Here is a 24,739-nt window from a genome sequence, read left to right as displayed (position 1 = left end):
GTGTTGGGGGTGGGGTGTTTTGGTTTTGGCCGACGGACCTTGATCAACCCGCTTTGATCAACCCTTCCTGGCCAACCAATGTTGGCAGTCCCAAATCTTGGCAGCCCAAATCTTGGCAGCCCCAAATCCTGACTACCCCCAGCTACAGTTTGACCAGCATATCGCGGCGGCGTCCGCCCCAGGTGGCGCACAGGCTCGCGACGAACGCACCGATCAACATCGAAGCGAAACCCCACAACGCGAACGCCGCAGCCGCCTTGCGCGCCTGGTCGGCCGCCTCGCGGGCTTTCTGCTTGGCGTCATCGGCGGCTTTCCTGGCGTTCTGGATGGTCTGCTCCACACGTTGCTGCGCCGCCGCGGGATCGATCTGCGCTTGCGCCGCGATCACCTTGGAGACATAGTCGCGATCCGCGGCCGTCATCTCGCCACGCGCCAGGCTCATGGCCACGATACGGCCCACTTCGGCCCTGGCCGCGGCGCGGTCGCCAGTGGCGTCGGGACGTTCGGAACGCAGCAGCACGTCGGTGAAATAATCGCCGGCCCGGTCCATGCCGCCAGCGCCGGCACCCGCGGCCGCGGTCGCGGTGATGGCGGTACCCGCCCCGGCGGCCACCGAGGCGCCGGCCTTGGCCGCGCCCGAGGCCAACGTGGCGATGGCGGAGCCCAGCAGCGCCGCGCTGACCACGGCGCTCAATGCCCAGGTCAGAAAGCCATGCGCGGTATCGCGGAAGTAGATCTCGTCGCCGTGCACGTCGGCCCACTTGGTGCGCAGCCGGCCGGCGACGTAGCCGCCCACGCCATAGGCCACGATCTGGGTGAACAGCATCCAGGCGATCACGCCTATGCCCACCGCCGGCGCGGACATGCCTTCGCCGCTCCAGGGTGAAACAGACAGAAAGCCCAGCCCGGTGCCGCCAGCGAACAACGCCAGCGACAAGGCGGCGGCGATCACGGCGCCGGCGAAGACCGCCGCCCACGACACGGCGGATATTGCCGATTCGCGCGCATGCATGATGCCCTCGTAGGGGCGGTTGGCCGTATTTGCATTTTCCATGGTTGTTCCTTGTTCATAGTGCGCGGCGCGGCGCGGAGTCGAAACGGCGATCAGTGCCAGAACAGCGCCAGCAGGATGATGATGGGAATGGGCACCCCCAGCAGCCATAGCAGGATGGAACGCATGCAGACCTCCTTGAAATGAATGGAATCCCGGCGCTCAGGCCAGGTCGATCGTGCCGGGCGCGCGCGGATCGGGCGCGGGCGGCGTTATGCCGGGCGCGCCAGGATCATCGGGCGCGTGATTCGGATCCGGTCGCGGATCCTCCGGCGAGGGATCGCCGGGCAGCGGCGGGTCATCGGGTGGAACGTCGTCGGGCGCGCCCGGTGGACGGTGAAGGGATGGGGACATGGCAGTTCTCCTCGACGGCGCCAAGCGCGCCAGCCGATCCGCCAGCAAGCGCCATGCCCGTCCGGCGGACGCAAAAAAACCCTCGAACGAGGGTTTTGCGTGGGAGAGCTGCCGGCGGTGCCTCGGAGATCAACCCCGGCCAGTCTTGCCGTCGCGGGGCGCTTCCATGCCGTCAGAGGCGTCCCGCCCGAGGAATTCCACCACGGCTGCCTTGCCGGCGGCGGAGGCCTCATCCTGGCTGGCATAACGCCGCTCGGAATAATTGGTGCTGCGCACATTGCCGGTTTCCGGTTCCAGCAGCGTGATGATCCAGGCGAATTCACCCGGCATCAATTGCCTGACCTGCAAGGTGGCACGCGTGCCCGGGCGCAGTCGTTGCGGCATCTGGCGATCTCGAAGAGGACTCAAGGCCTTCATCGTAGCGCAAAGCGCGGGCGCCTCGAGCGCCGAAAAATGCTGCAATGCACACCGTTTCAATGCTGCAAGCTGCGCGGCGAAAATGCCACATCATTGGCCGGAACCTGGAAAACCCTAGCGCCATCCCCTCGAAACCAGGCGCACAATCAGATCAAACGTACTAGACCGCGATAGCGGCGCCGCATCCCTTTAATCAGGCGAAGACGGAGACAACATGACTTACGTAGCAGTGGTTATCAGCTGTCTGATGGTTGTGGGTATCGTCGCGTTGGTGATTCAGACGATTCAAAGCGCGGGGTCCGAACCCTGGCTGAAGATATCGGCGGCGATTGTCAGTTCCCTGTTCGCTTCCCTGTTGCTCATTCCGCTCGGTTACGCGGTGGCGCAAACCATGGTTCTGGATTGAGCCTTCCACGCCCGGGGGCTAACTTCCCCGGGCCGATCTGCCTCGCGTCGCCGCCCAACAAATCAACGAACCGGCGGTGACCATCGCTACCCCCTGCCAGAAGGTCAGCGTCAGGCGGGTGGATAGCCATATGGCCGCGAAAAATGTCGACAGCACCGGCGTGAAATATGACGCCGTGGCCAGCAAGGTCAGGTTGCCGTTCAGGATCCCCAGGTTCCAGAGCGCGTAGCCCGCGGCCATGGCGCCCGCCGTCACGCACAGTTCCAGCGTGGCGCCGCCGCCGAAGGCCAGCGCGGGTTCCGCGCTCATGCCGTATTTGATCCACAGTACGATCGCAGTCAGCATGAAAAACAATGCCACACCGTTCTTGCCGTCGGCATAGCGTTTTGTCACGTTGCAATAAACGGCCCATATGATGGCCCCGCTGAACGCCAGCCCGTAGCTGAGGGGATTGCTGGAAATGTTGGCGACCAGCCGGTCCCAGGAAATGCCGCCGTCGCCGCCCACCACCCAGACAATGCCGCACAGCGACAAAGCGATGCCGGGAACGACCCAGGCGCTGGCACGCTGGCCGTTGATCAGTATCGCCAGGACGACGGTAAAGCACGGCCACAGGTAATTGACGATGCCCAGTTCGATGGCCTGGCCGCGATTGGCGGCGAAACCCAGCGAAAGCGACAGGCAGATTTCGTAGGCGACGAACAGAATGCTGCCGCTGACCAGATAGGAGCGTGGGAACGACCGCAGACGGGGAAACCCCAGCAGCAGGACGAGAAACACCGAACCTACCGTATAGATCAGGGCCGCGCCGCCGATCGGCCCAAAACTCTCGCTGACGCTGCGGATCAGGCCGACCACGGTGCCCCAGAGCACCACGGCCATCAGCCCAAGAAAGGTCGCCGTGTTCCGGCCGGGAGCAAATTGCATTACTTTTTCCGATTGCCCGATGTCCATCCAGGCGCCGCGCCGGGCAACGCGCGCCAGAACGACGCAGTGTAGCGAAACAGGAAAACAGCCGCGGCGGCATCGGCATGCCGGCAAGGAATGCCGGCGCGTGGCGGATCAGTGCAACCACCGACAAGAGGGAGATCAGGCCGCATGACCATCTCAGTACGCAGGCTGACCGATGTGCTCGCCACAACGGCATCAGGCCGACTTTATCGGATCGAAGTGTTCACGCAGACGGAACGGCAGGACGGGCCCGCCCCAGGCGACATGAGCTTCCGCTACGTCCTCAGGACATCGGAGGGAGAGCGTGTCATCGCACTGGACGAGCGGCGCTACCGGCTGCATTCAGGCGAGGTGCTGACTGCCCTCACCCCCGCGCCCCGCCGCCCCCCTGCCCTTGATCCGCCTTGAAGCAGGAAGGCACGGGGAAGGCAGCATGGCGGAGTCAGGGGCCGTCAAAGGCCACGCGCCGCTTGCCCAGGCCCTTGGCCCGGTACAAGGCGACATCGGCCCGCTCCAGCAATTGCAGCATGGTGACGCCGGACTGCGGATAGACCGCGATGCCTATGCTGGCGGAAACCGCCACCTGGATATTGGGATACGGCTGCGACAGGCTTTCGACCAGGGCTTCGGCGACTCCCGTGGCGTCGTCGCCCCCGGCCCCCAGCAGCAGCACGGCGAACTCATCGCCACCTTGCCGCGCCGCCACGTCCGACACCCGGATGGCACGGGCCATGCGGTCGGCCGCCTCTTTCAGCACGGTATCGCCCGCGGCATGCCCATGCCGGTCATTGACCGCCTTGAAGCCGTCCAGGTCGATCGCCAGGATGGCGAACGACTCGCCGCTGCGCTGCGCCACGGCCAGCTCACGCAGCACCAGTTCGCCGAACAGTACCCGGTTGCACAGCCCTGTCAGCGGATCGTAGTGCGCCAGGTGTTGCGCGTGCGCCAGCATGCGCGACGCCTGCAGCAAGGCCGCGCCGACCTCGGCGGCCTCCTTGACGCGCGTGCCGGGCAACTCGACGCTGCGGCCTTCACCCAGCGCCAGAGCCGGTCCGACCAGGCCCTGCACCGCCGAGGTCAGGCGGTTGGCCAGCCGCAGGGCCAGCCACAGCCCCAGCCCGAAGGTTACCAGCGTGCCCAGCACCAGCCAGGCGATGGAACGATACAGATCGGTCGTCACCAACGTCATCGGCGCGCCGGCCGCGACCGTCCAACCGGTCAGGCTGGATCGGCTGAACGCGGTATAGACCGGGGTGCCTTCCTTGGTGATGGTTTCCAGCGAGCCCTCGTTTTCCATCTGCACGGCGTGCGCCAATGCCGGCACCGCCTTCTGCCCGACGAAGCGCTCCATGTCGCGGGTACGCGCGATGATGGTGCCGCTTTTGTCCAGCACCGCCGCCACCCAGCCGTCCGGCAGTCCGCGACGTCCCAGCACATTGCCGATGCGCTCGGGCGACAGGCCCACGTTGAGGCTGTAGATGACGTCGTCGCCGCGCACCACGGGGACACCCAGCGCAATGGTCGGACTGCGGCCGACGGCGCTGGTGAACAAGCCGCTCAACACCGGTTCGCGCGCGCGGAAAACGCGCGCCAGCTCTTGCGCCACGCCCGATGGCGGCAGTTCGGTGCCATAGGGCACCAGGGTATTGACGAGCTGGCGACCGGACCTGTCCGTCAGGACATAACTGTCGATGACCTGGAACTTGATGGCTTCGCGGGCGCGCTGGTGAAATCCGGCCATGTCGCCACTGAGCAGGTCTGGCGATGATGCCAGCATCTGCAAGCCGGCCTCGACCCCGGTCATTTCGCGATCGAGGATGGCAGTGAGGTTGCGCGCCAGGAAAATCGTGTCGCGAAAAATCCGCTCTTTCTGGATCAGATAGCTTTCGTAGACAGCGATCGAGGCGACCACCAGCGCCGGCGCGATACAGGCGACCACCAGCCCAAGCAGGCCGGTGCGCATCGAATACCGGTGCTTGGAACGGACCCGCGCGACGGCCAGGCTTTCGCCATCAGCCATGTTGTTTTTCCCGGCCGCGCCACCGCGCGGGACAACACGTTTGCCGATACTGCATTCTCTGACCCATTGCGCCTCTCCTGGAAAAGCCAACCGCGCCTCGGGCGCGGGTTGGCGAAAAACCAGAAATCATTGCAGAACCAGACCGCGGCATACTCATTCATCGCCTGCCGGCGCCAGGAATCAGGTTCCCGACGATGAAAAATCCGCGTCCCCAATTTACCTCAAAAACAAAGCCGAGCCACCATTTCATTATGCTCGAGCACCTGCCGGCGGATGTTCGGCGGCGTGGCGTCGACCTCGGCGGCGGAATTGAAATATACCGGCCGGGCATGCTCGCAATACTCAATCCCGGTCCTCGGGGGAAGCGGCGCGCACCCACCCAGACTTGAGGCGATCAGCCACGGCATCGTCATCGCTGCGAGCCACTTTATCCTGCACATCCCTGGCCTCCTTGCGGGCCTGGCCGGCCCGCTCCTGGAGGCGGGCCGCACTGTCCGAGCGTTCCTGCGCCCGGCCCATGGCCCGCCCCCGCCAATAAACCCCGGCGATGGCGGCCAGGCCCGCCAGCACTGCCGCCATCAAGCCGAGGCCCCGCTTAATCCATTGCTGCAACATGCGTCGCGCTCCTGTCTGCCCGCGCCCTAACGGCCGCAACGGCCTGCTGATACAGGGCGGGCCAACTGTCAGGCTTGGGCTTGCCCGGCCGCCAGGTGCGCAGATACAGCGCCCACGCCGCATTCGTCTCGCCGACCGGCGGCAGCGCCTTCGGATCGGTCCAGAGCAGCAACCGGGCGACGCCGGCCGCCAGCACGTCGTCATGCTCGAGCGCGGCGTGGATCGCGTCCGGATCGGCGGCCACGCCGCGCGCCCGGCACAGCGCAGTCAGCCAATCCCTGCTCGCCGCGTGCAGGAACACGCCCCACACACCGCCGCGACTGGCGGGCGTGCCCCTCTCGAACTGCCAGAAACCGCGCGCCGGTCCGCCGATCTGGCGCCGATGCACGAAGCGGCTTTCCTGCAGGCCGATAGCCAGCAGCATGCAACGCGCCTCGTTCGTATCCATGCGCGCCGGCAGTAATGCCATCGCCGGCCGCAGCGCGTGATCCGTGATCTGGTCAAGCGTCATGCCTGCCCTCCTTATCCGTTTGGGTATCCATGCCCAGCGTCTTGCGCCGGATCTCCACCGCCCAGTCCACCAGGTCCTGGTTCTGCAGCTTGGCGGTCAGGCGCAGGTAGGCGCCCAGCACCCACCAGGCCGGCAAGCCGGCCAGCAGCATGCAGGGGCCGAGGACGTAGAACATGGCCAGAAGACCGTCCTCGCCCAGCCCGGTGCGCTGCGCCATCCAATAGGCGGACGACATGATGTCGGGCATCCAGGCAATCATGGCGATCGCCAGCAACGGCCCGAACAGAAAAGAACTGACCACCGTGCAAGCGGTGCGCGCGACGAATTCGCGCGGCGTGCGCGGCGGCATCAGCAACATGCCGATCAAGGCCGCCATCGCCGCCGGCATGCCGAAGGCCAGCGCGATTTTCAGGGCGGCCCAGCCGCCCAATCCTGTAGATGCCGGTTCCATGGTTACACCGCTCCTGTCGACGGTGCGCATTGCTGCCTCCCGTGAACATCACGGGCGCCGCAATGGCGCACCGGATGGACAAATTGAAATGCGGGCGACACTGTCGTCCGTTTGGTGCAGGCGCTGCCTGCATGCGTCCTGGTATCTTCCCTGTCTATTTCCCTTTCCTTTCAGTCCGACCTGCCATGAAACCTTGGACCCGCCGCCAACCTCGCCGCAAGCCCGCTCCGACCCTCGCCGAGGCGCTCGCCCGCTATCTCATCGAGGTCTCCGCAACCAAGAAAGGCCATACGTCGGAACAGTCGATCGCGCGGATCTGGCGCGCCACGCGTCTGGCGATCCGCCCGGTCGATCGCATCCGCAGCTCGGACCTGACGGAACTGCGCGACGAATGGCTCAAGGATCGTGCCCCGGCCACCGTGGTGCGCCGCATGGCCTTCCTGTCACACGTCTATACGGTGATCCGAAAGGATTGGGGTTTCGACCAGTTGGCCAATCCTGTCCAGTTGGTGCGACGTCCGGCTGTGGATGACGCTCGAGACCGGCGTCTGTTCGACCGCATTACCCTGCGCGGGCTGTCGGAGGACGACTGTCCGCGCAAAGAACTGGAATGGATCATCCGCGCCACCCGCTCGGCCGAACTACCCACGATCCTGACGGTGGCCAAGGAAACCGGCATGCGCCGGTCCGAGGTCGTGGGGATCCAGCGCGAGCATCTGGATCGGATGCACGGAGTGGTGCATCTGCCCCACACGAAAAATGGCCGGGCCCGCGATGTTCCGCTTACCCCCCGGGCCCGCGAGGCCCTGCGCCGCTGGGTCACAGGCAAACCGATGCGAGGCCGCATCTTCGCAATGCAACCCGGCTCGGTCACCCGGGCATTCATTCGCGCCCGTCGCCGTGCCCGATCGCGATACGAAGGCATGTGCCGGCACTATGGCCGGCGCCCCAATCCCGCCTACTTCCGCGACCTGCGATTCCATGATCTGCGACACGAAGGCACGTCGCAACTTGCCACCGTGTTCCAGATCCATGAATTGGCCAAGGTCAACGGCAACGTCGACACCCGCATGCTGCTGCGCTATTACCACCCGCATGGGCGCGAACTGGCCCAGAAGCTGGCACGCAGCCAGCTAGGCCGGCGCCAGCTCGAGGAAATGCGGCGCGAGCGCGAGGTCGAACTGGATACGTTGCCCCTGGCCGCCTGACGCTACGCGGCAGCGCTTTCAACCGGGCGCGGCGGTTCCACCGCGGTCAGCCAAGCCGGCAATTCCCCCCAGCCCGGATAGCTGACCTTGCCGACTGCGCCGTCATGCTGCGCGCCGATCGAATACGGCGCTCCCGTCTCCACCACCCACAGCGGCGTGGTGCGATAGTCCTCGACCATGGCCCAGGCATCGCCCAGGCGCCGGGGCCATTTTCCGGCCGGCGGCGCCGGCGGCGCGTCCTCGTACGCGCCGTAGGGGATGTTGAATGTTCCCGGCGTCAAGGCCAGTTCGTTTGCGGTTGATTGATACAGGTAAAGGCCGTCGTTGTCGGTCTGGAATACTGCTTTTTGCATGTTGGTTACTCCTTCGGAATGATATTTGCACTGCAAATGCGAGAACACTAGCGACGCGCCAGGCGCAGCAAGTCCAAAGCCACCTCCACACAAGCTTGGCCGTGGGCGTAGGAGAAGGCTCGTTAGGGCAAGGCCAGAGTTCCTACGCGCTGTATGGCTCCGGCACCACGGGACTGTCAGGCGGCCCAGAAACACGACCGATGAATATTGCCTATCACCCACGGATTCATGTCTGAAATCAAGCGTGAATCCGGGGATAGAAAGCGACGTTGGTAGGCCGCGTTTCCTTGCCTCCCGTATTCGTCGTTCCTCGTCCTATGACCGTGCCTGACTTACCACCGACACCCATTGCAGAGGAACCGCTGAACGCGTCCCAAGTTTCGTTTGGGATTGCGTGAGAGTGGCTGGCGATTGCTCCGGCCTGCCAGCTAGCCATCGCCCTCACATTTGCAGTGAGGCGGACGTCAAGCATGGATGCGGGGGTGGTAGGCGGTGTTCACTGGCCGGGTTTCCGCGCCGCCTCTCGTCCCCGTGGGATAGGTGTTCGAATCACCACTGCCGTTCGTTAGCGAGGCGGACGTCGCGCCGTTCCCCTGGTTTGGAATTGTGTGGCTGTGAGCTTTGAACATGTCGATTTGTGCGCTTCCCATCGCCCTCACATTTGCAGTGTCAGCGTCAGTTCCCGTAAATCGACGGAACATATCGCGCAAATCCGGCACCCGGAACTGCGTCGCCGAATAGTCCGAAAACCAATGACTGCCGCGGCTTGCCGACCACACGGCCTCGGTTTTCACCAACCCCTGCTCCTGCGCGTAACCCCACAGCGCGGCGTAATCCGTCTTCGACAGCAAACCACCGGTGGCGTCGACCTCGCTGGCCAGCGGCAGGTTGGTATGGCCATCCAACGGGCGGCCGCAAAGGGGCGAGCGGTAGCCGGTGAAATACTGTCCGGCCACCCAGTTCCACACTTCGGCGCATTCCGCAACGATGATGGGGCCGACATCCTGCGTCGGCAGCGCATTGATCGAGTAGATCCTGGGGAAATTCCCCGCCACGAACGCGGTCGTCGCGATACGGGCGCTCTTGTCGCCCGCCGCCGGCGTCGGCGCGGTCGGCGTCCCGGTCAGCGCCGGCGACGCCGCCAGCGCCGCCACGAAGCGGGCCTGCAGCGCCGCCAGGTCGCCGTCGTCCAGTACGTCCTGGCCCGTCTTGTCGACGATGTACTGGCCGATCATGGCGGCCACGAAGGACGCCTGGCGCCAGACGGTGTTGAGTTCCTTGGATTTGGCCGTGCCGGCCGAGAAGCCGCCCAGCCGGGCCGCCAGGGCCTGGTAGTCGGCGGGATCGAGCACGTTGGCGCCGGGCACGGTGCCGAAGGGAAGAATTTGATTGATAGCCACGGAATTGTCCTTATTCAACCTGCGAAAAGCGAACCCCAGAGTCCGCTGTCGAACCCCGAGATGTAATGGTTCTGAACGTCAAAACCGAACAGGGGCCCCTCGTTCGAGGGGATGACGTAGTAACTGATGCGCACGCCCTCCGGCTTGAGCGGGATGTATCCGCCCGTCAGGAGCGCCAGGAACAGCGCCGACGGCGGCGTGCCGGCGACGCCGATGTCGACCGACATGTCGCCGTTGTCCTGGATGAACACGTGGGTGCCGCCGCCGAAGATGCGCTCCAGGATGGCGGCCGACGTCTCCAGCGTGCCGTCCCAGTGGTTGGCGCCGATCTTGGCGCGCAGCAGCAGGCGATAGGTGTCGTCGTCCAGCGCGGTCAGGCCGTTGTCCGGATCGAACGGTCCCTGCCACACCCCTTGGTCGAAACCCAGGCCGTCGGTGTCGTGCGAGAAATACACGTTGGCGATCGGCGTGCGGACCTTCCGGTCCAGCCCCACCCAGCGCCCCACGGCATCCAGCTGCGCCCCGACCGCCAGGTCCAGGTCGAAAGCCGCCGGCATGCCGCCGTACAACTCACGCAGGCTGGCCGCCGCGCCGCACAGGGCGGTCACGGTGGCAACGAACCTGGGCTTGCCGCGGTGCCAGGCCGACAGCCGCGCGATGTAGTCGTCCGTATTGGCCATGTCAGCTCACCGTGAGTTTCACGTCGTCGGGCGTCGCGGCGGCAGCTTCGTTGAAGGCCAGCGGCACATCCGGCGCGCCATCGCCGGCCGGGCCGCGCAGCGCCAGGCCGGTGATCTTGAACGTGCCATTGCCCGCCACGCCGTTCGCGGCCGAGATGGCGTCGGCCCATTCCACCGAGGCGCTGGCGCCGCCACCGATCGCGACATCATTGATGTAGTCGGCAACCGCGCGCTGCACCGCTTGTCCGATGGCCGTGGTGTAGCCGGGCAGCGCCCGCATCTGCACCTGTACCGAGAGCGGCACGAGGGTGGGCCGGAAAAAGCGGATGCGATGCGCGATGCCGTAGATGTCCGTCACCACCACCGCGGTGGTGCCGTGCGTGCCCGTGCCGGGCGTCTTCTTGGCGGCGATGGCTTGCGCGATCGAGGCCGCGTCGCCGCCGTCGACCACCAGGGCGATGCTGTGCGGCGGCAGCCCGTGGGCGTCGACCACCGCGGCGTCGTTCTCGAAGGCGGCATGGCGCAATACCCCGGGCACCGACGCCACCGCGCCGATGGTGCCTTCCAGCACGCTGCGCGATGGCAGGGCCACCGAGATGGCCTGCCGCACCCGCAAAGCGGCATCGCTCTCGACCGGCGCGCCGGGGGTCGCGGCCGCCGGATTGGTGACGGACTGCCAGCCCAGCGTCGGCGTGCCGATCTGGTTGATGCTGCCGGCCGGCGCCGTCACCGCGCCCAGCGTCTGGCTAAGCGCGGTGACGGTGATCTCGCCGCCAGGCGGGATGGTGACGCTGGACGGCAATTGCCAGCGGCCGCGATTGGCATCGGTCGCCACGCCATCGACGATGGTGACGCCGCCCTGCCCGACGATGCGCAGGTCCACCGCAGAACGCGTCGCCACGCCGCGCGCCAGGCCGTTGATCTTGACGTTGCTGGACAGCGCCGCATTGGCGGCGGTGGCGGGCGAGAACGCGTTGTACACATTGATCGCCGCCGTGTTGGCCTCGTGGATGGCCAGGGCGAACAGGGCCAGCAACTGGCCGTCCTGGCTGTCCGCCTCCAGATAGGTGTCCGCGCCGTAGATGCCGCGGTACTGCTCCTTGAAATACTGCAGCACCTCGCCGTAGCTCGGCGCGCGTATGCCCGCGGCGTCGATGACCGGGGCCGTGGATGGAATCGTCATAATGCTGCCTGCACAGTGGCCGTGCCGTAAAGGGTTGAGATGGATGCCGTGACGCTAAGGCCGCGGGTTTGCGGATCGAGACGGCTCGAATACCCGGCCAGGCCGGTCACGCCGGCCGTGCCCAGGATGCGCTGGCGGATGGCCCAGTCGTAGCTGGCCCTGGACTGCTTGCCCAGCACCTCGCCGCACCAGCGCATGCCTTCGGTGACGTCGAGGAACCATTCACCGCGCGCCAGCATCAGCCGCGTCTTGACGGCCTGAGCCACGGTCGCGGCCGTGTCGCGATGGAAATCGGCCCGTGACGAGCCGAATGAATAGTCGCCGTCGGCGTCCAGTTTTCGGTAACGCATGGGAGTCCTCAATTGGGCGGTGTGGTCACCGCGTTGGCCCCTTGGGCGATGTGGGTGTGCGTGTCGTCCACCCGTTTTCCATTGGCCAGGATCTGGCCGATCACGTTCAACACGCCGGTGATCTGGGCGGTATTGCCCTGGCCGCCGCTGCCGACCAGGCCGGCCAGATAGCTCAGCAGCCCGTTGACCAGCACCTGTCCGGAGAACTCGGACGTCGGCGCGACCACGTCGAAGCCGCCCGGCGCCACGATCCTCACCTTGCCCGCGGCCGGATCCAGCTCCAGGAACGTCGAGCCGTCGTCGCTGCGCAACTGGGTCGTGTGAGTGCTGACCGCGGGCAGCACCCGCGGCTGCGACCGCACGCCCACATAGACAAAGCCGTCGGACAGGTCATGCATCCGCACTTCCGCCTGGTCCTGGACCTGGCCCGATTGCCACCAGGCATCGATGCAGCGCGACGCGAACACCACCAGGCATTCGTCCCCGGGCTTCACCGGGAAAGTCAGCGTGCAATTGCCGCCCGCGGGAAAGTACACGGGGCAATCCACCAGCAGCGGCAACGTCATGCTGCGCTGCATTCCCTCGGGCGTGGTGACGCGCGCGCGGATGGCCGGTTGCGCGGTGCACGTCATGGCCACCGGGTCGAACGCGCCGATGATGGCCGGCATGGCGGTCCAGGTCTGCGCCAGCGCGCCGCGCAGCGCCGCGCCGATCGCGGCTTGCGGGTCGTTCAAATTCTCTAGTCGGTTCATGAATCATCCTGCTGAAATGAAGCCGCGCGGGCCGTTACTTGACGACGTCGGCCGGCCTGGCCGCGGCGCCCTCCGCCCCTGCCCGTCCCAGGTCGCCCGGGAACAGCGTCGCATCGGTGGCCAGGCACAGGATCTCCGTGTACCAGTCGTTGTCGCGGGTATGCCCGCGATGCTCGACTTCCATGACGTAGTAGTAGCCGTCGCCGCTGATGCGGCGCTGTTCGCCGCGATCGATTTCTGTCGCGTCCTTGCCCTGGGCGCGCCCCTCGTAGCCGTACTCGGCGATGCGGCTGTTGTCCAGGTTGACCAGCCCGCCCACGCGGATGCTGGGGTTGAGCAACATGCGCACCTTGATGCCCTTCTCTGCCTGTTCGGGCATGCCGACCAGGCCGGTGTCGTGCGAGATGACGGGCACCGAGCCCGGCACGTAGGCGGTCTCGGGAACGATCACGACTTTGCCGTCCTGGATGCTCCACAGCGTGTTCGCGCCGTCACAGACGTCCTGCATGTGGTCGCGCACCATGCCGGACATCACGGCTCCGCGGATGGCGGTCTTGCCGCCCAGATCGGGCACGTAGCCCTGCCTGACGCCATACGGGTTCATGGCCGAGCACAGCAACCGCACCTTGTCGGCGCGGGAGGAGCCCTTGGGCACGGTCGCATTGACCACCGCGAAGTTGTAGGCCTTGTCGCCATCTGCCGCCGTGATCTCCAGCACCGTCTCGGTGTCGCCCGATCCGCCCCACCTGGCCCGCACCACGTTGCCGTGGAAGATCACGCCGTAGTTGCCCTCGTAGCCGGCCTGCAGCACGACCCGGGTGAATTCGCGCTGCACCATGCTGGCCGTCTCGCGACTGGCATTCATCACCTTGATGGTGGCGGTGTTGGGCGTCTTGGCATCATTGCGCTTGATCGCGAAGCTGAAACTGAGCGCCGACAGATCCAGCGCTTCCTCGTCGCCGACGATCAACGACACTTTCCTGCCCCACTGGCGCACGCCCTTGTCGTCGTCCACCGGATCGCCGTACACGGCGATGGGTTCCATTGTGGTCGTCCCGGCCATGTCAGTCCGCCACCCAATAAAGCCGGGCGCCGCGGCCCAGGTCGGTGAACGTCGGCGCGTCGTCCGGCGATTCCGCCCCCGTCACCCGCAGCCCGCCGGTGAAACCGAGGTGACGGTACTGGCCCAGCAGGTTCAGGCCGGCCACCAACGGAACGCCGCATACCAGCGGCCGGCCCAGATCGTCGGCCACGTCCAGGATCCAGCCGTCGCGGTATTGCAATGTCAGCCGATAGTCGTCGCCGCCCAGCGAAATCGCGAACACCTGCGGAATCGGCGACACGGGTATCTCGAAGTAGTTCATGCGTATCTCCTAGTTCCAGTGCAGCGAGCCGCCGTTGGGGGCCGCCGCGGGCCGGGGCGTCTTCACGCCCAGGTTCTGCTTGTCCGCGGTCTTCTCTTTTTCCTTCTGGCCCGCGTACGGGGGCAGCGAGGTGCTGCGCGTCTGTACCACCACCACTTCGCGCAGCGTCACCGTCGCGAACACGGCGCCGAAGCTGTCTTTGTTGGTCTCGACCGAGAGCTTCTCGATCAACATGTCGCTGTAGCGCCGTCGGCTGGTGACCACGGTCACCGGCTCGCGCGATTCCTGCAGGCTGAGCAGCTGCGAGTAGATGGCGGTCGCGTAGTCGTCGGCCGCGGCCTTGCCATTGGCCACGTCCTTGGCCTGCGCGCCGGCCAGCGCCTCATACGAGGCGTTGCTCCACGCGCACTTCAAGGTCAGCGTCAGCGGCTGCTTGAAGGCATGGTCGCTGATCGCCGATTTGCCATAGGGGCCCGACTCCACCGGATGGCTGGTGATCTTGAGCGTGTCCTCATGGGACTCGCTGAGCGTCGCCTCCACCACGATGTCGCCGATTTTCTTCGACAGCAGGCCGACCATGTCGGCGCCCGCGATGTTCAAGTCAGCCATAGGATCCCTGCAGGTTGCGCGTCAGGTCGGCATTGACCCGGCTCTGTTGATTGGCCACGGCTTCTCCGGTCGCATGGGGATCGTTCGTCCCATTGACGTGGATATTCGTGGTGGCGTTGATGGAAACCGATGCGGGCGCGGGCGCGGCCAGCACGCCGGCCGCCGTTTCGCCCGTGGCGAAGCCGGAGCGGTAATCGCGCCACGGCTCGACCTGGGCGCCGTCCATGTGCTCGGGCCGGATGCCGCCCCCGGGCAGGTTCAGGCCCGGGCCGGGCTGTCCGGCCGGAAAGCCTGGCATCCCCTCCAGCGATTTCAACGTCCCGTCGCCCAGGGTCCTGGGGTACAACAGCAGTCCCGCGCCCACGGCCGCGGGGCTGCTGGCCACGCTGCGCACCACCGCCTTGGCGCCATCGGCGATGCGGCCGATCCACGAGCCCGCGGCTTCCCACAGCGATCTGCCCCACTGCAACGCGGTCTGGCCCGCGGCCTTGACGCCATCGACCACCAGCGCGCCGCCGCGCGCGGCCATATTGCCCATCCAGGACCAGACCGCGCCGGCCATATTGCCCATCTGGGTCACGGCGGTCCGGCCCATCGAGGTCATCCTGCCGAACGCGCCAGCCACGAAATTGCTGGTCACCGTCCAGGCCCGGCTCACGAAACCGCCGATCCGTCCTGGCAACGACGCCAGCTGGGAGCCCAGCCCGCCGATGAGCGACCGCATGCCACCCAGTCGCGAGACCAGGCCTGCCAGCGCTCCCACGACGCCGCCCCCGCCCAGCATCAGGAATCCGCCGACCAGCAACAGGAGCTGCGAACTCAGCCCCCCCGTCACGCCGTCGAGCCAGGTGATCAGGGTGACCACCGGCCCCAGCAACGATATGATCGACAACACGAAATTGCCGACTTCGCCCAGCCGCTTGCCGGCGGTCTGCCCGTTCTCCTTGAACCAGGCCGAAATGCCGTCGAGCGTCTGCTGCAATTGCGGGCCCATCGTCAGCAGCGCCTGCGCGAACATCGCGTCGACGGAGCCGCTCAAGGCGCGGATGGTGGCCATCAGCTGATGGGCGCGCTCGCCGGCCGCCTCGATCCTGCTGCCTTCTTCGGCGTCACGCTGCACCGACAGGCGCTGCCCGAACGCTGGATCGCGCAGGGCCGCCACGAGGCCGGCATCCACCCCCAGTTTCCTGCCCGTCTCCCCGGCCTGGCCGGGGTCCATGCGCTTGAGCGCATCGCTCAGTTCCAGCATCAGGTCGGCGGTGTTGCGCTGGCCGCCCGCGCCATCGCTCGGCGAGATATGCAGCTGTTCCAGCAGCGCGGCAACCCTGAGGTCATCGCGCACATTGCGATGCAAGGCCTGGGTACTGTTGCGCATCGCTTCGACGGAAACACCGAAGTCCTGCGCGACCGTCTCCAGCGCCCGCATGTCCCTGCCCGAGGTGCCGCCCAGCCTGGCGGCGAAATAGCCTTGCTCGAACTGGGCAATCTTGTTCTCGGCAAAGTCGACGACACTCTTGGCCCGCCCCGCGAACACCGCGAGCGCGTCGGCCAGGCTCTGCTTGCGCGAGTCGCCGATTGCCTGCTTGAGGTCCTTCAGGTCGTCCTTGTCGATCTTGAATGGGCCCATCAACCCCGACAGGTCGATGGACAGAATCGTGTTAGCCATTTTTTTCTGCCACGTGGCGGCGGTACGCTTCCGCCTTGTTGTCTGCCCGGACCGACAGCGCGTCGTTCAGGAGCGCGATGTCGGCCAGGTCCAGGGTGCCGTCCTTGAGGGACTCGTACTTGCAGAGTCCCTCGAGGACCGGCGCCAGCAGCCAATCCTCGCCACCGGGCAGGCTCTTCAGCCAGCCTGTGTCGCTTCGGGGCTGCCGGTCTGGCTGGTAAGCAGCCCTTGTATAAAAGGCCCGAGGCTCCCGACGATGACGCGCAGCGCCAGCGGCAACATGACCGACAGGTCGATGTCCTGGAACATCGGCACGCGCTGGCCGGCCGACCAGATGGCGGTCCAGCCATGCTCCTGCCGGCGCTGGACCGCCTGCATGCAGGTGTCCAGCACGTAGTCGGCGTCCTCGTCCTTCATCGCCGCCAGGCCATCGGCCAGCGGTTGCAGCACATCGGCCATGCCGCCCGGATCCTCGGTGATCCCGCGCCCGCCCGCCGCGAGGCGGACGAACACGGGGATCAGCGTAGGAACGATCGGAGCGATGCGGCGCGACACGTGGAACTGTTGCTTGGCGCTCAGTTTCCCGATGGAGTACCGGTGGCCGTTCAGATCGAGTTCCTGTGCCATGGCTTAGTAGGTTCCCAGGATCGTGTCGATCTTCGCGGCGTCGAAGGTCCACTTCACCACGTCGCCGTCCTTCTTGTAGGTCAGGTCGGGCTTCTTGCTGAAGGCGCACGAGCGGCACGCCGTCACGTCGCCGGTGGCCGGATTGGTGATGGTGATCAGATTCTTGCCCCACAGGCGGCTGTCCAGCGACTGGGCGTCGTACAGGGCCTGCAGCTGGGCGTTGACGGGCGAGGTCTTCAGGTAGCTCAGCGTCACGGTGCCGCTCTTGTCGGCACGCAGCGTGTGCATGACCTCGCCATCGGCGCCCACCGTCATGGCGCTTTTCTCGCCCTTGGCGGCGATGGCGATGCCTTCATCGGCCACGCCGGAGCCGGAACCCAGCGAAATCGCCCCGCCCGGGCCCACGAGACTGGCGCTGATATCAGCGAACGAATAGGTAGACATCTGCTACTCCTGTTTAGCGGTTGACCGTGACCAGAACGTCGACGGTGTGGATGGCGCCGGCTTCCTTGGCGGCGACCTGGAACGGAACGGCCTTGCGCGCTTCGCGGTCGGCCTGCGACTGGGTGGCGATCGCCGGCGCGTAGACGTAGTAGCCCTTGGCCAGCGTGTCGCCCTGCTTGAGGGCGCCGAAGCCGGCCGAGTTCCACACACCCGGGGCCAGGTAGCCGTTGTTGACGGCGGCCTCGCACGCGGCCTCGATCACCGAGGCGATCAGCTGGTTGCCGGCGTCGGTCTGCGGCACCTTGGTGGGGCTGGTGTACAGCAGGTTGTAGACATCGGTCTGGACGCGGTTGCGGAACCAGATCGCGTTGTAGACCGAGTCGATGAAGATGCCGCTGGGCGTCACGCCGTACTGGATGATGGCCGTGTCGTTGTCGTAGTTGACGAACACGTTGCAGTTCTTGGCCGCCAGCGTGTCGGCCTGGCTGCTGGTCAGGGTCTCGGCGACGATGCCGGGCTCCTGCTTGTACATTAGCGTGATGGTGGTGTTGTTGGCGTTGAAGTTCACCGTCAGCATGCGGCCCAGCAGCGAAGCGACCGCATACGGGCTGGCGCTGGAGAACTGCACGATCGAGTACTTGTATTTCAGCGCCTTCAGCTGGCTGGCGATGTCTTCGTGGTGGGTCGGGTCCAGCACCTGCGGCGCCTGGGTCGACACACCGTACAGGTGGCGCTGGTCGGCCTCGATCAGGCCGGCCACGGCCAGGTGCTGCGCGTCGGTGATGTCGGCATCGGCGAACGCCACGCCCAGGAACTTGTTGGCGAAGCGGTCCAGGAACAGCGACACGGCGTCCACCGGCGTTTCGGCGACGATGCCGGCGACGGGCGTCGAGGCCTGGCCCGCGGTCAGGCCCAGCATCGACGAGATGTCGGTGCCGGTGCCCGCGGCCGTGGCGTAGCCCAGCGTCGAGGTCGCGCCGGAGGTGTTCGAAGTCACCACGAACTGCGAGCCGTTCCAGGCGACGGAAGCGGAGGCCAGTGCCGTCGAGATGATCGACGCGACCCCGTTCAGGTTGGTGGCGCCGGAGAAATCCAGGCCGTTGACCGTCTTGGCGGTGCCGTCGACCGACAGCGTGAAGGCGCCCGCGGTCACCGCGGTCCAGGCCGACATCTGCTTCTCGGCGGCCGACAACACCGCGCCGCGCAGCGTGGCCGAGGTCGCGCCCTTGGCCCAGCGGCCGATGTACAACTGCGAGGGCTGGGGCGTCTGCTGGAAATACAGCAGGGCCGCGCGATATTCGGGCGCGGCGGTGCCGAAGTCGGCGGCGACGGCGTCGATGCCGCCATAGGAGCGCATGCGCTCGCCGGTGTCGATGACGGCGGAGGCGCCCAGCAGCAGCGCGGTATTCAGGCTCGCGCCCTGCGCCGCGAGCGGCGACATGTTGATCGTGACGTTGATCAGGCGTGATACCGGCAATCCATTAGCCATGGTAGATCCCTTAATCTGCAAGGTGGTTGATGTGATCCGTCGGCGACAGCGACGCGGCATGCGTCGTGACCTGCGCCGACAGGAGATTCAGGACCGGATAGATGCGCGTGACCCGGCGCTTGAAATGCAAGGTCATGTCGAACTGCCGTATCCACTGCTGATTCACGAGCTCGTGCCGGGCCAGGATCGGCCCCGCGCCGCCGACCGCCATGCCCTGCGCGAGCAGGGGTTCGCGGTTCTGCGGCACGGCGGCGCCATCGCGCAGCAAGGCCGCGTGGCGCAACGCGTTCGGGCCGAACATCGAGCAAAGCACCTCGATGTCTTCGTGCCGGACGTATGAATCAGATCCTTCCCCGGCCGGGTCGTGAGCGACGACCGGGCCGGCGTCCGCGGTTTGCGCCCGGATGTCCATCAGGCACCAGGTATCGCTTTGCGCGGGCGGCTCCACACCGGCCGCGGGCCAGTGCGTACGAACCATGTTCGGGGGCAAGCCGGACACGCCGGCGATGAACCCCAGGAACAGCGCCTCGAGTTCGGCATCCTCCAGGGGCGGAGAAATGGCGATCGGCGCCAGGTAGCCGCCGGTGGCCGAACTGTTCGCCATGCGTAGCTCCTTTGTCGTGTTGAAGTGCCCGAGGGCGGATCGGGGGAATCCAGTTGCCTGGAGGCGGATCGCCGACTTTGCCGCGCCATCGGCGCGATGCCGCGTTGCGTGATGCGTGCGGCCGGGTTGCGGCGGATTCCGGCTGTCGCCCACCGGGCTGCCGCCTCGAGCCGTTCCGGGTCACCACGGGCGGGAGAAAGGCCCGGTCATTGCAGGAAAGGCGAGGCGGCAGGCCGCTGGACGGCCCAAACGAAACGCCCCGCGCTCTGTTCGAGAACGCGGGGCGTGCAAATAGAAAAGGCCCGCCTGTGGCGAGCCTGTCGTGGGGAACTGCGAAGAGCGCGAGGGGGGAACGGGCAGGTGATGCATCCGCCTTGGGACGCACCGCCCGGGCACACGTACCCTCTCATAAAAAAGGCCCGCTGGTAGCGGGCCTTTTTCGGTTCGTCGTCGGTGCGCAGCGCGACGACATGGATGCATTGTCTCGCGGCATCAGGCGCGCTGGCAATCCCCATTGTGTCGCACTTCGCTCCAGACGTAGCTGAGCGAGTTGCGGGCATGCTCGATGCGCGCCACCTGGCCGCCCTCGCGCAGCGTTTCGAGTACGCGCAGGATGGCCTGTCGCATCGCGTTGCGTTCGCGCCGCGTCAGCTCGCGCGCGCCGGATGCGCCGCGCACCAGTTCCGCCATGCGCCAGGGACGCCCCGGCGCCGCCGCCATGAGATCCAGGACTTCGCTTGCATATTTCATCGGGATGCCTCCCGGACAAGATGCTTATCCATGCTTTTTTCCTTGTTCCAAGCCTTCGATTCGTCGTCATCCCCGTTTGTCCGCCCGTGGCGGTCGCTACTCCGGTAGCGATTCAAGGGCACATTGGCCGGTGCCCCTTCGTGCGCCACGGTCGGCGGGGTGGGTCCCGGCAGGGCCACCGGCGGCCGGGCATGGCTGCGGTCGCCCCGACTATCTTCGGGATTGGAATCATGGTAGCGACTCGCTACCTGAAAATCAACAGCGAATCGCTACTGTACTTTCAGGTAGCGGATTGCTACTATCGCTACCATGGATATCCGCTCGATACGACTGAACAACCTCAAGTACGCCGTGCTCCAGGCCGGGGGGGTGGACCGCCTGGCCGAACGCGCGGGCGTGAGTCGCAAATACCTCGACCAGATCCTCCAGGGGTTCCAGGGCAAGCGCGACAAGAACCCGCGCCGCGTCGGCGATGCCCTGGCCGCCAGGATTTCCGCCGGCCTGGGCCAGCCCGCCCACTGGATGGATCTTCCCCACCCCGACCTGTGGCACGAGCTCTCGCCCGACGTCATCGCCGACGAGCCACCGGGCCGGCTGGTCTCCTTCAACCACGGGCGGCTGGGCCGGCCCGATCACGGCAATGTGCTCATCGCCCAGTTCGATACCGGCGGCGCGATGGGAAGCGGCCTGGAACTGCGCGACCAGCCGGGCGTCATCCAGAGCTGGAACGTCAGCCCCGAATGGCTGCAGAAGAACGTCCGCGGCTTTTCCGCCTCGAAGAACCTGTGCATCGTCACGGGCTTTGGCGATTCCATGCGCCCCATGTTCAATCCCGGCGATCCCCTGATCGTCGACCGCGGCGTGCAGGCCGTCGAATACGACGCCATCTACTTCTTCCGCGTCGGCAGCGAAGGCTTCATCAAGCGGCTGCAGCGCATTCCCACCGCCTCCGGGCTGGTGGTGCGGGCCAAGTCCGAAAACACCAAGTACGACGCCTGGGACATCACCGAAGGCATGGATTTCGAGGTCTTCGGCCGCGTGCTGAAGGTCTGGCGCAGCGAAGACTTCTGACCCCATGGCAACCCGCTCTCCCCTGTCGGCTCCCGAAAGAACCATCCTGGTCCACGGCGCGCTCGGCGCGCTGCTGGCGTTGGCGCTGCATGCCGCGCTGCTGAACCGCGTGTGGCCATGGCACAACCCGTTCGCCACCCTGTTCGCGATCCAGTGGGTCTGGCTGGTGCCACTGGCGGGCGCCATGCTGGCCGGCATGCGCTCCGGCAGGCGCTGGCTGCTGGCGCTGCTGGCCTATGCCCTGGCTCTGCCCGCGCTGCACGCCTACGGCCTGATGCCGCTGCTGGGCTCGCAACCCGTGCGCTATTCCGACGACGGCCCGCGCGCGCTCGCCACCGTGATCACCGCCGCCAGCGGTTTCATGCTGCTTCCCCTGATCCAGGCGCTGGACCCATCCCGGCCGGGCTGGGACTACCCCGCGGTGTTTCGCGCGGCCTGGCGCAACACCGTCAAGCTGGCGCTGGCCGGCGGCCTGGCCCTGGCGGTCTGGCTGTTGTTCTGGGCCGCGGGCGCCATGTTCGGCATGATCGGCATTGGCGCCGTCGGCAAGGTCGTCAAGTCCACCCGCTTCACGCTGGGCGTGATGCCGCTGGTGCTGGCGGTCAGCCTGGCGGGGGTACATCGCCGGCCGCAGCTGGCGGACACGCTGCAACGCTCCTGGCTCACGCTCACCGCGTGGCTGCTGCCGCTGGTTGCGCTGGTCGGCATCGCCTTCGTGCTGGCGCTGGCGGCCCGGCTGGCGCTGGACCTGCAGGCGGTGGCGCTGTCCGCTGGCGCCCTCATCGCCTTCAGCGCGCTGTGGATCAAGCTCATCAACTCCGCCTGGCAGGACAGCCCCGAGGCGCCGCCCTTCGGCCCGCGCCTGCGCGCGGTGCTGCGCGTCGCAGCGTGCGGCCTGTTGCCGCTGGCGCTGGTGGCGCTGTACGGTCTCGTCGTGCGCGTCGAACAGTACGGTTGGACCATTCCGCGCATCTGGGGCGTCTACGCCGCGATCCTGTTGACGCTATACGCGCTGGGCTATGCCTGGGCGGCGCTCGCGCCACGGCGTTTCCACACGATCCTGGGAGGCACCAACATCGTCGCGGCCTTCTGCGCGCTGGCCATGCTGGCCCTGGTGAACACGCCACTCCTGAATCCCGACCGCATCGAGGTCGACAGCCAGGTGCAACGCCTGATCGACGGCCGCGTCCCGCCCGAGGAATTCAGCTATCTCTCGGCCGCGCGCGATCGCGGCGAATACGGCCGGCAGGCGGTGCGCAGGCTGGCCGATGGTGCCGCCCAGGCCCAATCGCCCAAGATCGCAATCGCCGCCGCCGACGCACTGACGGGCAAATACTACGATTGGGGGCCGCGCCAGTCCGGCCTGGCCGCCTCGCTGACCAAGCCCGACAGCCTGCAGGTCCATCCTGCCGGCGGTGCCGTGCCGGACGCCTGGTGGCGCTACGCCGCGACCGAAAACCCGTTCGACCTGGACCGATGCGTAAGCGCGGAAAAGGCCGCTGCCGACGATCCGTCCAACCCCGTCTTGGCCGCTGCGCGCTGCTGGTTGATCCATGCGGACGTCACCGGCCCCGGCGCGGCCGATCTGGTCCTGTATGTACCGCCGCGCGCCGACGCCACGGCGGGGGGCTACGAAACCTTCCTGACCTATCAGGGGCTGGGCAAGGACGGCTGGCGCGTGGTGTCGTCCAGGACGCATCGCACGTCCGAGAGCGGTCCGGAAGTCGACATGGGCGGGGCGCTGGCACAGGGGCAGGTGCATACCGAGCCACGCCAGGACCGCGACCTCATCGTCGGAGGACGCCGCCTGCCGCTGCGCTGAATGGCGCGCCGCCGCCGTCTCCAGCGCAAGCCCGCGCGCGTTGCGCGGGCCGCAGGCGGCGGCCTGCCGCAGCCTACTTTTCTTCCAGGTCCGGCGTGCCGGCGAACTGGCTCTTGAGCAGCGCCAGCGCGCCCTTCTCCGCCAGCATCGCGTTCGGAAACACGTTTCGCGTGTCTTCCAGCACGGGAAAGCCGAAAACGCGGACGCGGGCATGGTAGCCCTCGGGAGTTTCGGCGAATTCGATGTCGAAGTTGCGCTCTTCGATCCAGCCCGACTTGTGTAGTTTCCAGTCCATATCCGACGCGCTCCTCATGAAGGAAATCCGCAGCACTGCCGGGTCAGGCCGGCGGCGCCGCGGAGACAGGACGCCGGCCCCGGCGGGCCGGCACCACCACACCTTACACCCTCGGCCCTGACGTCGTCTTGACCGCGCACAGGCCACTGGCAGGCGCGCTCAGGCCTGTCAGTCGGCCTTTGGGGGCGCAGTCGGGGACGAGGCCGGGGTCGACGGCCTGGAAGGCGGGACCACGGGCTTGGCCAGCGCGGCCGCGACCACGTCATCCGGAGGCGAGAACAGGTCCCAGCTGGCCATGAACAGCGCGGCGATCAGCGGGCCGATGACGAAACCATTCAGGCCGAACAGCGCCATGCCGCCCAGGGTCGAGATCAGCACCACGTAGTCGGGCATCTTGGTGTCCTTGCCCACCAGGATCGGACGCAGCACGTTGTCGACCATGCCGATCACCAGCACGCCGAAGGCGATCAGCACCACGCCCTTGATGGTCGCGCCGGTCAACAGGAAATAGATCGCCACCGGCGCCCAGATCAGGCCCGCGCCCACCGCCGGCAGCAGCGACAGGAAGCCCATGATGACGCCCCACAGCAGCGCCCCCTGGATCCCCAGGATGGAAAAAATGATGCCCCCCAGGGCGCCCTGCGAGGCCGCCACCGCGATATTGCCCTTCACCGTCGCGCGCACCACCGTGGTGAACTTGCGGAAAAGATGGTGCTTGTGGGTTTCGCTGAGCGGCACCGCGCGCTTGACGCGCTGGGCCAGTTGCGGCCCGTCTCGCAGCAGGAAGAACAGCAGGTACAGCATGATGGCGAAGCTGACCACGAACTGGAAGGTGTCCTGCCCGATGCTGAGCGCCTGGGTCGCCAGGAACTGGCTGGCCTGCATTGCGCCAGCGCTGAGCTTTTCCTGCAGGCTGGGGATGTCGGCCAGGTCGAACCGCGCCAGCAGGTCATGCACGGACGGCGGCAGCGCTTCCATGGCCTGTTGGAAGTAGGCGCCAAAGTTGATCTGGCCGGATTTGATGCTCTGGTACAGGTTCGCCCCCTCGCGCACCAGCGACCCACTGATGACCACCAGCGGCAGGATCACCAGCAGCAGCACCATGGCCAGCGTGATCAGCGCCGCCAGGTTGCGCCGGCCGCCGATGCGCGGCACCAGCCGCCGTTGCAGCGGCGCGAACAGGATGGCCAGGATGGCGCCCCAGAACACCGCGCCGTAGAACGGCCACAACAGCCAGCCGAACGCGATGGATACCACCACCAGGAGGAGCAGGAAGGTACGGTAGTGCAAGCTGGA

At 66.6% G+C, this 24,739-nt stretch carries 30 protein-coding genes; 5 read left to right on the top strand and 25 right to left on the bottom strand.

Going from position 1 to position 24,739, the window contains the following annotated elements; translation table 11 throughout:
- Positions 1-142: 142 nt before the first annotated feature.
- The 3 genes from DK459_RS06590 to DK459_RS06580 form a co-directional block, all read right to left on the bottom strand.
- Positions 143-1,054: a hypothetical protein gene (locus tag DK459_RS06590; protein WP_049050697.1), complete on the bottom strand. Its 912-nt coding sequence runs from the start codon at positions 1,052-1,054 to the stop codon at positions 143-145.
- Positions 1,055-1,213: 159 nt separating this feature from the next.
- Entirely contained in the window at positions 1,214-1,405 is a 192-nt protein-coding gene (locus DK459_RS06585; protein WP_006388491.1) for a hypothetical protein, read from the bottom strand.
- A 129-nt stretch (positions 1,406-1,534) separates the two neighbouring features.
- Positions 1,535-1,867 (bottom strand): hypothetical protein, encoded by a 333-nt coding sequence (locus DK459_RS06580; RefSeq protein WP_223308584.1) that lies wholly within the window; start codon positions 1,865-1,867, stop codon positions 1,535-1,537.
- A gap of 169 nt (positions 1,868-2,036) precedes the next feature.
- On the opposite strand from DK459_RS06580, the gene DK459_RS06575 reads away from it, so the two are divergent.
- Positions 2,037-2,228, top strand: a complete 192-nt coding sequence (locus tag DK459_RS06575) for a hypothetical protein (RefSeq protein ID WP_006388489.1) — start codon at positions 2,037-2,039, stop codon at positions 2,226-2,228.
- 18 nt (positions 2,229-2,246) lie between these two features.
- Here the strand turns inward: DK459_RS06575 and yddG are convergent, their stop codons facing one another.
- The gene (gene yddG / locus DK459_RS06570; RefSeq protein WP_054499330.1) at positions 2,247-3,155 is read right to left on the bottom strand and encodes an aromatic amino acid DMT transporter YddG; all 909 of its coding nucleotides are present in this window, start codon (positions 3,153-3,155) and stop codon (positions 2,247-2,249) included.
- Between the two features lie 171 nt (positions 3,156-3,326).
- Between yddG and DK459_RS06565 the strand changes: the two genes are divergently transcribed.
- Complete coding sequence (locus DK459_RS06565; RefSeq protein WP_049050695.1) at positions 3,327-3,587, top strand: hypothetical protein; 261 nt, start codon at positions 3,327-3,329, stop codon at positions 3,585-3,587.
- Between the two features lie 34 nt (positions 3,588-3,621).
- On the opposite strand, the gene DK459_RS06560 is transcribed toward DK459_RS06565, so the two are convergent.
- From DK459_RS06560 to DK459_RS06545, 4 genes are all read right to left on the bottom strand, one after another.
- Entirely contained in the window at positions 3,622-5,199 is a 1,578-nt protein-coding gene (locus DK459_RS06560; RefSeq protein ID WP_006388487.1) for a sensor domain-containing diguanylate cyclase, read from the bottom strand.
- Between the two features lie 342 nt (positions 5,200-5,541).
- Complete coding sequence (locus DK459_RS06555; protein ID WP_054443028.1) at positions 5,542-5,814, bottom strand: hypothetical protein; 273 nt, start codon at positions 5,812-5,814, stop codon at positions 5,542-5,544.
- Positions 5,795-6,325 carry a hypothetical protein gene (locus tag DK459_RS06550; protein WP_054443029.1) on the bottom strand — a complete coding sequence of 177 codons (531 nt, stop codon included), beginning with the start codon at positions 6,323-6,325 and terminating at the stop codon, positions 5,795-5,797. The genes DK459_RS06555 and DK459_RS06550 overlap by 20 nt, the downstream gene beginning before the upstream one ends.
- Positions 6,315-6,776: a hypothetical protein gene (locus tag DK459_RS06545; protein ID WP_006388484.1), complete on the bottom strand. Its 462-nt coding sequence runs from the start codon at positions 6,774-6,776 to the stop codon at positions 6,315-6,317. Before DK459_RS06545 ends, DK459_RS06550 begins: the two co-directional genes overlap by 11 nt.
- A gap of 185 nt (positions 6,777-6,961) precedes the next feature.
- On the opposite strand from DK459_RS06545, the gene DK459_RS06540 reads away from it, so the two are divergent.
- Positions 6,962-7,984 (top strand): tyrosine-type recombinase/integrase, encoded by a 1,023-nt coding sequence (locus DK459_RS06540; protein ID WP_110134560.1) that lies wholly within the window; start codon positions 6,962-6,964, stop codon positions 7,982-7,984.
- Between the two features lie 2 nt (positions 7,985-7,986).
- Here DK459_RS06540 and DK459_RS06535 read toward each other — a convergent pair whose 3' ends face one another.
- From DK459_RS06535 to DK459_RS06460, 15 genes are all read right to left on the bottom strand, one after another.
- The gene (locus tag DK459_RS06535; protein ID WP_076468321.1) at positions 7,987-8,337 is read right to left on the bottom strand and encodes a phage tail protein; all 351 of its coding nucleotides are present in this window, start codon (positions 8,335-8,337) and stop codon (positions 7,987-7,989) included.
- A 464-nt stretch (positions 8,338-8,801) separates the two neighbouring features.
- Positions 8,802-9,737, bottom strand: coding sequence for a hypothetical protein (locus tag DK459_RS06530; protein WP_146221876.1), 936 nt, complete (start codon positions 9,735-9,737; stop codon positions 8,802-8,804).
- 14 nt (positions 9,738-9,751) lie between these two features.
- On the bottom strand, positions 9,752-10,417 hold the full coding sequence (locus DK459_RS06525; RefSeq protein WP_110134558.1) for a DUF2612 domain-containing protein: 666 nt from the start codon (positions 10,415-10,417) through the stop codon (positions 9,752-9,754).
- 1 nt (position 10,418) lies between these two features.
- Positions 10,419-11,600 (bottom strand): baseplate J/gp47 family protein, encoded by a 1,182-nt coding sequence (locus DK459_RS06520; protein WP_110134557.1) that lies wholly within the window; start codon positions 11,598-11,600, stop codon positions 10,419-10,421.
- Complete coding sequence (locus DK459_RS06515) at positions 11,597-11,950, bottom strand: hypothetical protein (RefSeq protein WP_110134556.1); 354 nt, start codon at positions 11,948-11,950, stop codon at positions 11,597-11,599. The genes DK459_RS06520 and DK459_RS06515 overlap by 4 nt, the downstream gene beginning before the upstream one ends.
- An 8-nt stretch (positions 11,951-11,958) precedes the next feature.
- Complete coding sequence (locus DK459_RS06510) at positions 11,959-12,702, bottom strand: Gp138 family membrane-puncturing spike protein (RefSeq protein ID WP_054472039.1); 744 nt, start codon at positions 12,700-12,702, stop codon at positions 11,959-11,961.
- A 34-nt stretch (positions 12,703-12,736) separates the two neighbouring features.
- Positions 12,737-13,747 carry a hypothetical protein gene (locus DK459_RS06505; protein WP_054437471.1) on the bottom strand — a complete coding sequence of 337 codons (1,011 nt, stop codon included), beginning with the start codon at positions 13,745-13,747 and terminating at the stop codon, positions 12,737-12,739.
- A gap of 19 nt (positions 13,748-13,766) precedes the next feature.
- Positions 13,767-14,066, bottom strand: coding sequence for a hypothetical protein (locus DK459_RS06500; protein WP_006388474.1), 300 nt, complete (start codon positions 14,064-14,066; stop codon positions 13,767-13,769).
- A 9-nt stretch (positions 14,067-14,075) separates the two neighbouring features.
- Positions 14,076-14,675, bottom strand: a complete 600-nt coding sequence (locus DK459_RS06495; RefSeq protein ID WP_070780759.1) for a phage baseplate protein — start codon at positions 14,673-14,675, stop codon at positions 14,076-14,078.
- Positions 14,668-16,341, bottom strand: a complete 1,674-nt coding sequence (locus DK459_RS06490; protein WP_110134555.1) for a phage tail protein — start codon at positions 16,339-16,341, stop codon at positions 14,668-14,670. Before DK459_RS06490 ends, DK459_RS06495 begins: the two co-directional genes overlap by 8 nt.
- 177 nt (positions 16,342-16,518) lie before the next feature.
- Complete coding sequence (locus DK459_RS06480) at positions 16,519-16,968, bottom strand: phage tail assembly chaperone (RefSeq protein WP_024068262.1); 450 nt, start codon at positions 16,966-16,968, stop codon at positions 16,519-16,521.
- A 3-nt stretch (positions 16,969-16,971) separates the two neighbouring features.
- Positions 16,972-17,412 (bottom strand): phage protein, encoded by a 441-nt coding sequence (locus tag DK459_RS06475; RefSeq protein WP_006388470.1) that lies wholly within the window; start codon positions 17,410-17,412, stop codon positions 16,972-16,974.
- A gap of 13 nt (positions 17,413-17,425) precedes the next feature.
- On the bottom strand, positions 17,426-18,901 hold the full coding sequence (locus DK459_RS06470) for a DUF3383 domain-containing protein (RefSeq protein WP_054471209.1): 1,476 nt from the start codon (positions 18,899-18,901) through the stop codon (positions 17,426-17,428).
- Positions 18,902-18,911: 10 nt separating this feature from the next.
- Positions 18,912-19,505: a hypothetical protein gene (locus tag DK459_RS06465; protein ID WP_006388468.1), complete on the bottom strand. Its 594-nt coding sequence runs from the start codon at positions 19,503-19,505 to the stop codon at positions 18,912-18,914.
- 492 nt (positions 19,506-19,997) lie between these two features.
- Positions 19,998-20,255: a hypothetical protein gene (locus DK459_RS06460; RefSeq protein ID WP_006388467.1), complete on the bottom strand. Its 258-nt coding sequence runs from the start codon at positions 20,253-20,255 to the stop codon at positions 19,998-20,000.
- Positions 20,256-20,564: 309 nt separating this feature from the next.
- Here DK459_RS06460 and DK459_RS06455 point away from each other — a divergent pair, with 309 nt between their 5' ends.
- Both DK459_RS06455 and DK459_RS06450 read left to right on the top strand, forming a co-directional pair.
- A complete protein-coding gene (locus tag DK459_RS06455; RefSeq protein ID WP_006388466.1) occupies positions 20,565-21,326 on the top strand; it encodes a S24 family peptidase in 762 nt (253 codons plus the stop codon).
- Between the two features lie 4 nt (positions 21,327-21,330).
- Positions 21,331-23,148: a DUF4153 domain-containing protein gene (locus tag DK459_RS06450; RefSeq protein WP_054471210.1), complete on the top strand. Its 1,818-nt coding sequence runs from the start codon at positions 21,331-21,333 to the stop codon at positions 23,146-23,148.
- A 73-nt stretch (positions 23,149-23,221) separates the two neighbouring features.
- Here DK459_RS06450 and DK459_RS06445 read toward each other — a convergent pair whose 3' ends face one another.
- Both DK459_RS06445 and DK459_RS06440 read right to left on the bottom strand, forming a co-directional pair.
- Positions 23,222-23,443, bottom strand: a complete 222-nt coding sequence (locus DK459_RS06445) for a hypothetical protein (RefSeq protein WP_006388464.1) — start codon at positions 23,441-23,443, stop codon at positions 23,222-23,224.
- A 168-nt stretch (positions 23,444-23,611) separates the two neighbouring features.
- Positions 23,612-24,733, bottom strand: a complete 1,122-nt coding sequence (locus tag DK459_RS06440; RefSeq protein WP_109433441.1) for an AI-2E family transporter — start codon at positions 24,731-24,733, stop codon at positions 23,612-23,614.
- Positions 24,734-24,739 lie beyond the last annotated feature (6 nt).

This window comes from Achromobacter sp. RW408 (genome assembly GCF_003184165.1).
Lineage (GTDB): Bacteria > Pseudomonadota > Gammaproteobacteria > Burkholderiales > Burkholderiaceae_B > Achromobacter > Achromobacter xylosoxidans.
Note: the sequence above shows the minus strand (reverse complement) of the source record. Positions and strands in the feature narration are given on the sequence as shown.

Bases quoted from the DNA above. Each gene is read 5' to 3' on its own strand.
- DK459_RS06590 (WP_049050697.1), bottom strand. From the start codon at position 1,054: ATGGAAAATGCAAATACGGCCAACCGCCCCTACGAGGGCATCATGCAT.
- DK459_RS06585 (WP_006388491.1), bottom strand. From the start codon at position 1,405: ATGTCCCCATCCCTTCACCGTCCACCGGGCGCGCCCGACGACGTTCCA.
- DK459_RS06575 (WP_006388489.1), top strand. From the start codon at position 2,037: ATGACTTACGTAGCAGTGGTTATCAGCTGTCTGATGGTTGTGGGTATC.
- yddG (WP_054499330.1), bottom strand. From the start codon at position 3,155: ATGCAATTTGCTCCCGGCCGGAACACGGCGACCTTTCTTGGGCTGATG.
- DK459_RS06565 (WP_049050695.1), top strand. From the start codon at position 3,327: ATGACCATCTCAGTACGCAGGCTGACCGATGTGCTCGCCACAACGGCA.
- DK459_RS06560 (WP_006388487.1), bottom strand. From the start codon at position 5,199: ATGGCTGATGGCGAAAGCCTGGCCGTCGCGCGGGTCCGTTCCAAGCAC.
- DK459_RS06555 (WP_054443028.1), bottom strand. From the start codon at position 5,814: ATGTTGCAGCAATGGATTAAGCGGGGCCTCGGCTTGATGGCGGCAGTG.
- DK459_RS06550 (WP_054443029.1), bottom strand. From the start codon at position 6,325: ATGACGCTTGACCAGATCACGGATCACGCGCTGCGGCCGGCGATGGCA.
- DK459_RS06545 (WP_006388484.1), bottom strand. From the start codon at position 6,776: ATGGAACCGGCATCTACAGGATTGGGCGGCTGGGCCGCCCTGAAAATC.
- DK459_RS06540 (WP_110134560.1), top strand. From the start codon at position 6,962: ATGAAACCTTGGACCCGCCGCCAACCTCGCCGCAAGCCCGCTCCGACC.
- DK459_RS06535 (WP_076468321.1), bottom strand. From the start codon at position 8,337: ATGCAAAAAGCAGTATTCCAGACCGACAACGACGGCCTTTACCTGTAT.
- DK459_RS06525 (WP_110134558.1), bottom strand. From the start codon at position 10,417: ATGGCCAATACGGACGACTACATCGCGCGGCTGTCGGCCTGGCACCGC.
- DK459_RS06520 (WP_110134557.1), bottom strand. From the start codon at position 11,600: ATGACGATTCCATCCACGGCCCCGGTCATCGACGCCGCGGGCATACGC.
- DK459_RS06515 (WP_110134556.1), bottom strand. From the start codon at position 11,950: ATGCGTTACCGAAAACTGGACGCCGACGGCGACTATTCATTCGGCTCG.
- DK459_RS06510 (WP_054472039.1), bottom strand. From the start codon at position 12,702: ATGAACCGACTAGAGAATTTGAACGACCCGCAAGCCGCGATCGGCGCG.
- DK459_RS06505 (WP_054437471.1), bottom strand. From the start codon at position 13,747: ATGGAACCCATCGCCGTGTACGGCGATCCGGTGGACGACGACAAGGGC.
- DK459_RS06500 (WP_006388474.1), bottom strand. From the start codon at position 14,066: ATGAACTACTTCGAGATACCCGTGTCGCCGATTCCGCAGGTGTTCGCG.
- DK459_RS06495 (WP_070780759.1), bottom strand. From the start codon at position 14,675: ATGGCTGACTTGAACATCGCGGGCGCCGACATGGTCGGCCTGCTGTCG.
- DK459_RS06490 (WP_110134555.1), bottom strand. From the start codon at position 16,341: ATGGCTAACACGATTCTGTCCATCGACCTGTCGGGGTTGATGGGCCCA.
- DK459_RS06480 (WP_024068262.1), bottom strand. From the start codon at position 16,968: ATGGCACAGGAACTCGATCTGAACGGCCACCGGTACTCCATCGGGAAA.
- DK459_RS06475 (WP_006388470.1), bottom strand. From the start codon at position 17,412: ATGTCTACCTATTCGTTCGCTGATATCAGCGCCAGTCTCGTGGGCCCG.
- DK459_RS06470 (WP_054471209.1), bottom strand. From the start codon at position 18,901: ATGGCTAATGGATTGCCGGTATCACGCCTGATCAACGTCACGATCAAC.
- DK459_RS06465 (WP_006388468.1), bottom strand. From the start codon at position 19,505: ATGGCGAACAGTTCGGCCACCGGCGGCTACCTGGCGCCGATCGCCATT.
- DK459_RS06460 (WP_006388467.1), bottom strand. From the start codon at position 20,255: ATGAAATATGCAAGCGAAGTCCTGGATCTCATGGCGGCGGCGCCGGGG.
- DK459_RS06455 (WP_006388466.1), top strand. From the start codon at position 20,565: ATGGATATCCGCTCGATACGACTGAACAACCTCAAGTACGCCGTGCTC.
- DK459_RS06450 (WP_054471210.1), top strand. From the start codon at position 21,331: ATGGCAACCCGCTCTCCCCTGTCGGCTCCCGAAAGAACCATCCTGGTC.
- DK459_RS06445 (WP_006388464.1), bottom strand. From the start codon at position 23,443: ATGGACTGGAAACTACACAAGTCGGGCTGGATCGAAGAGCGCAACTTC.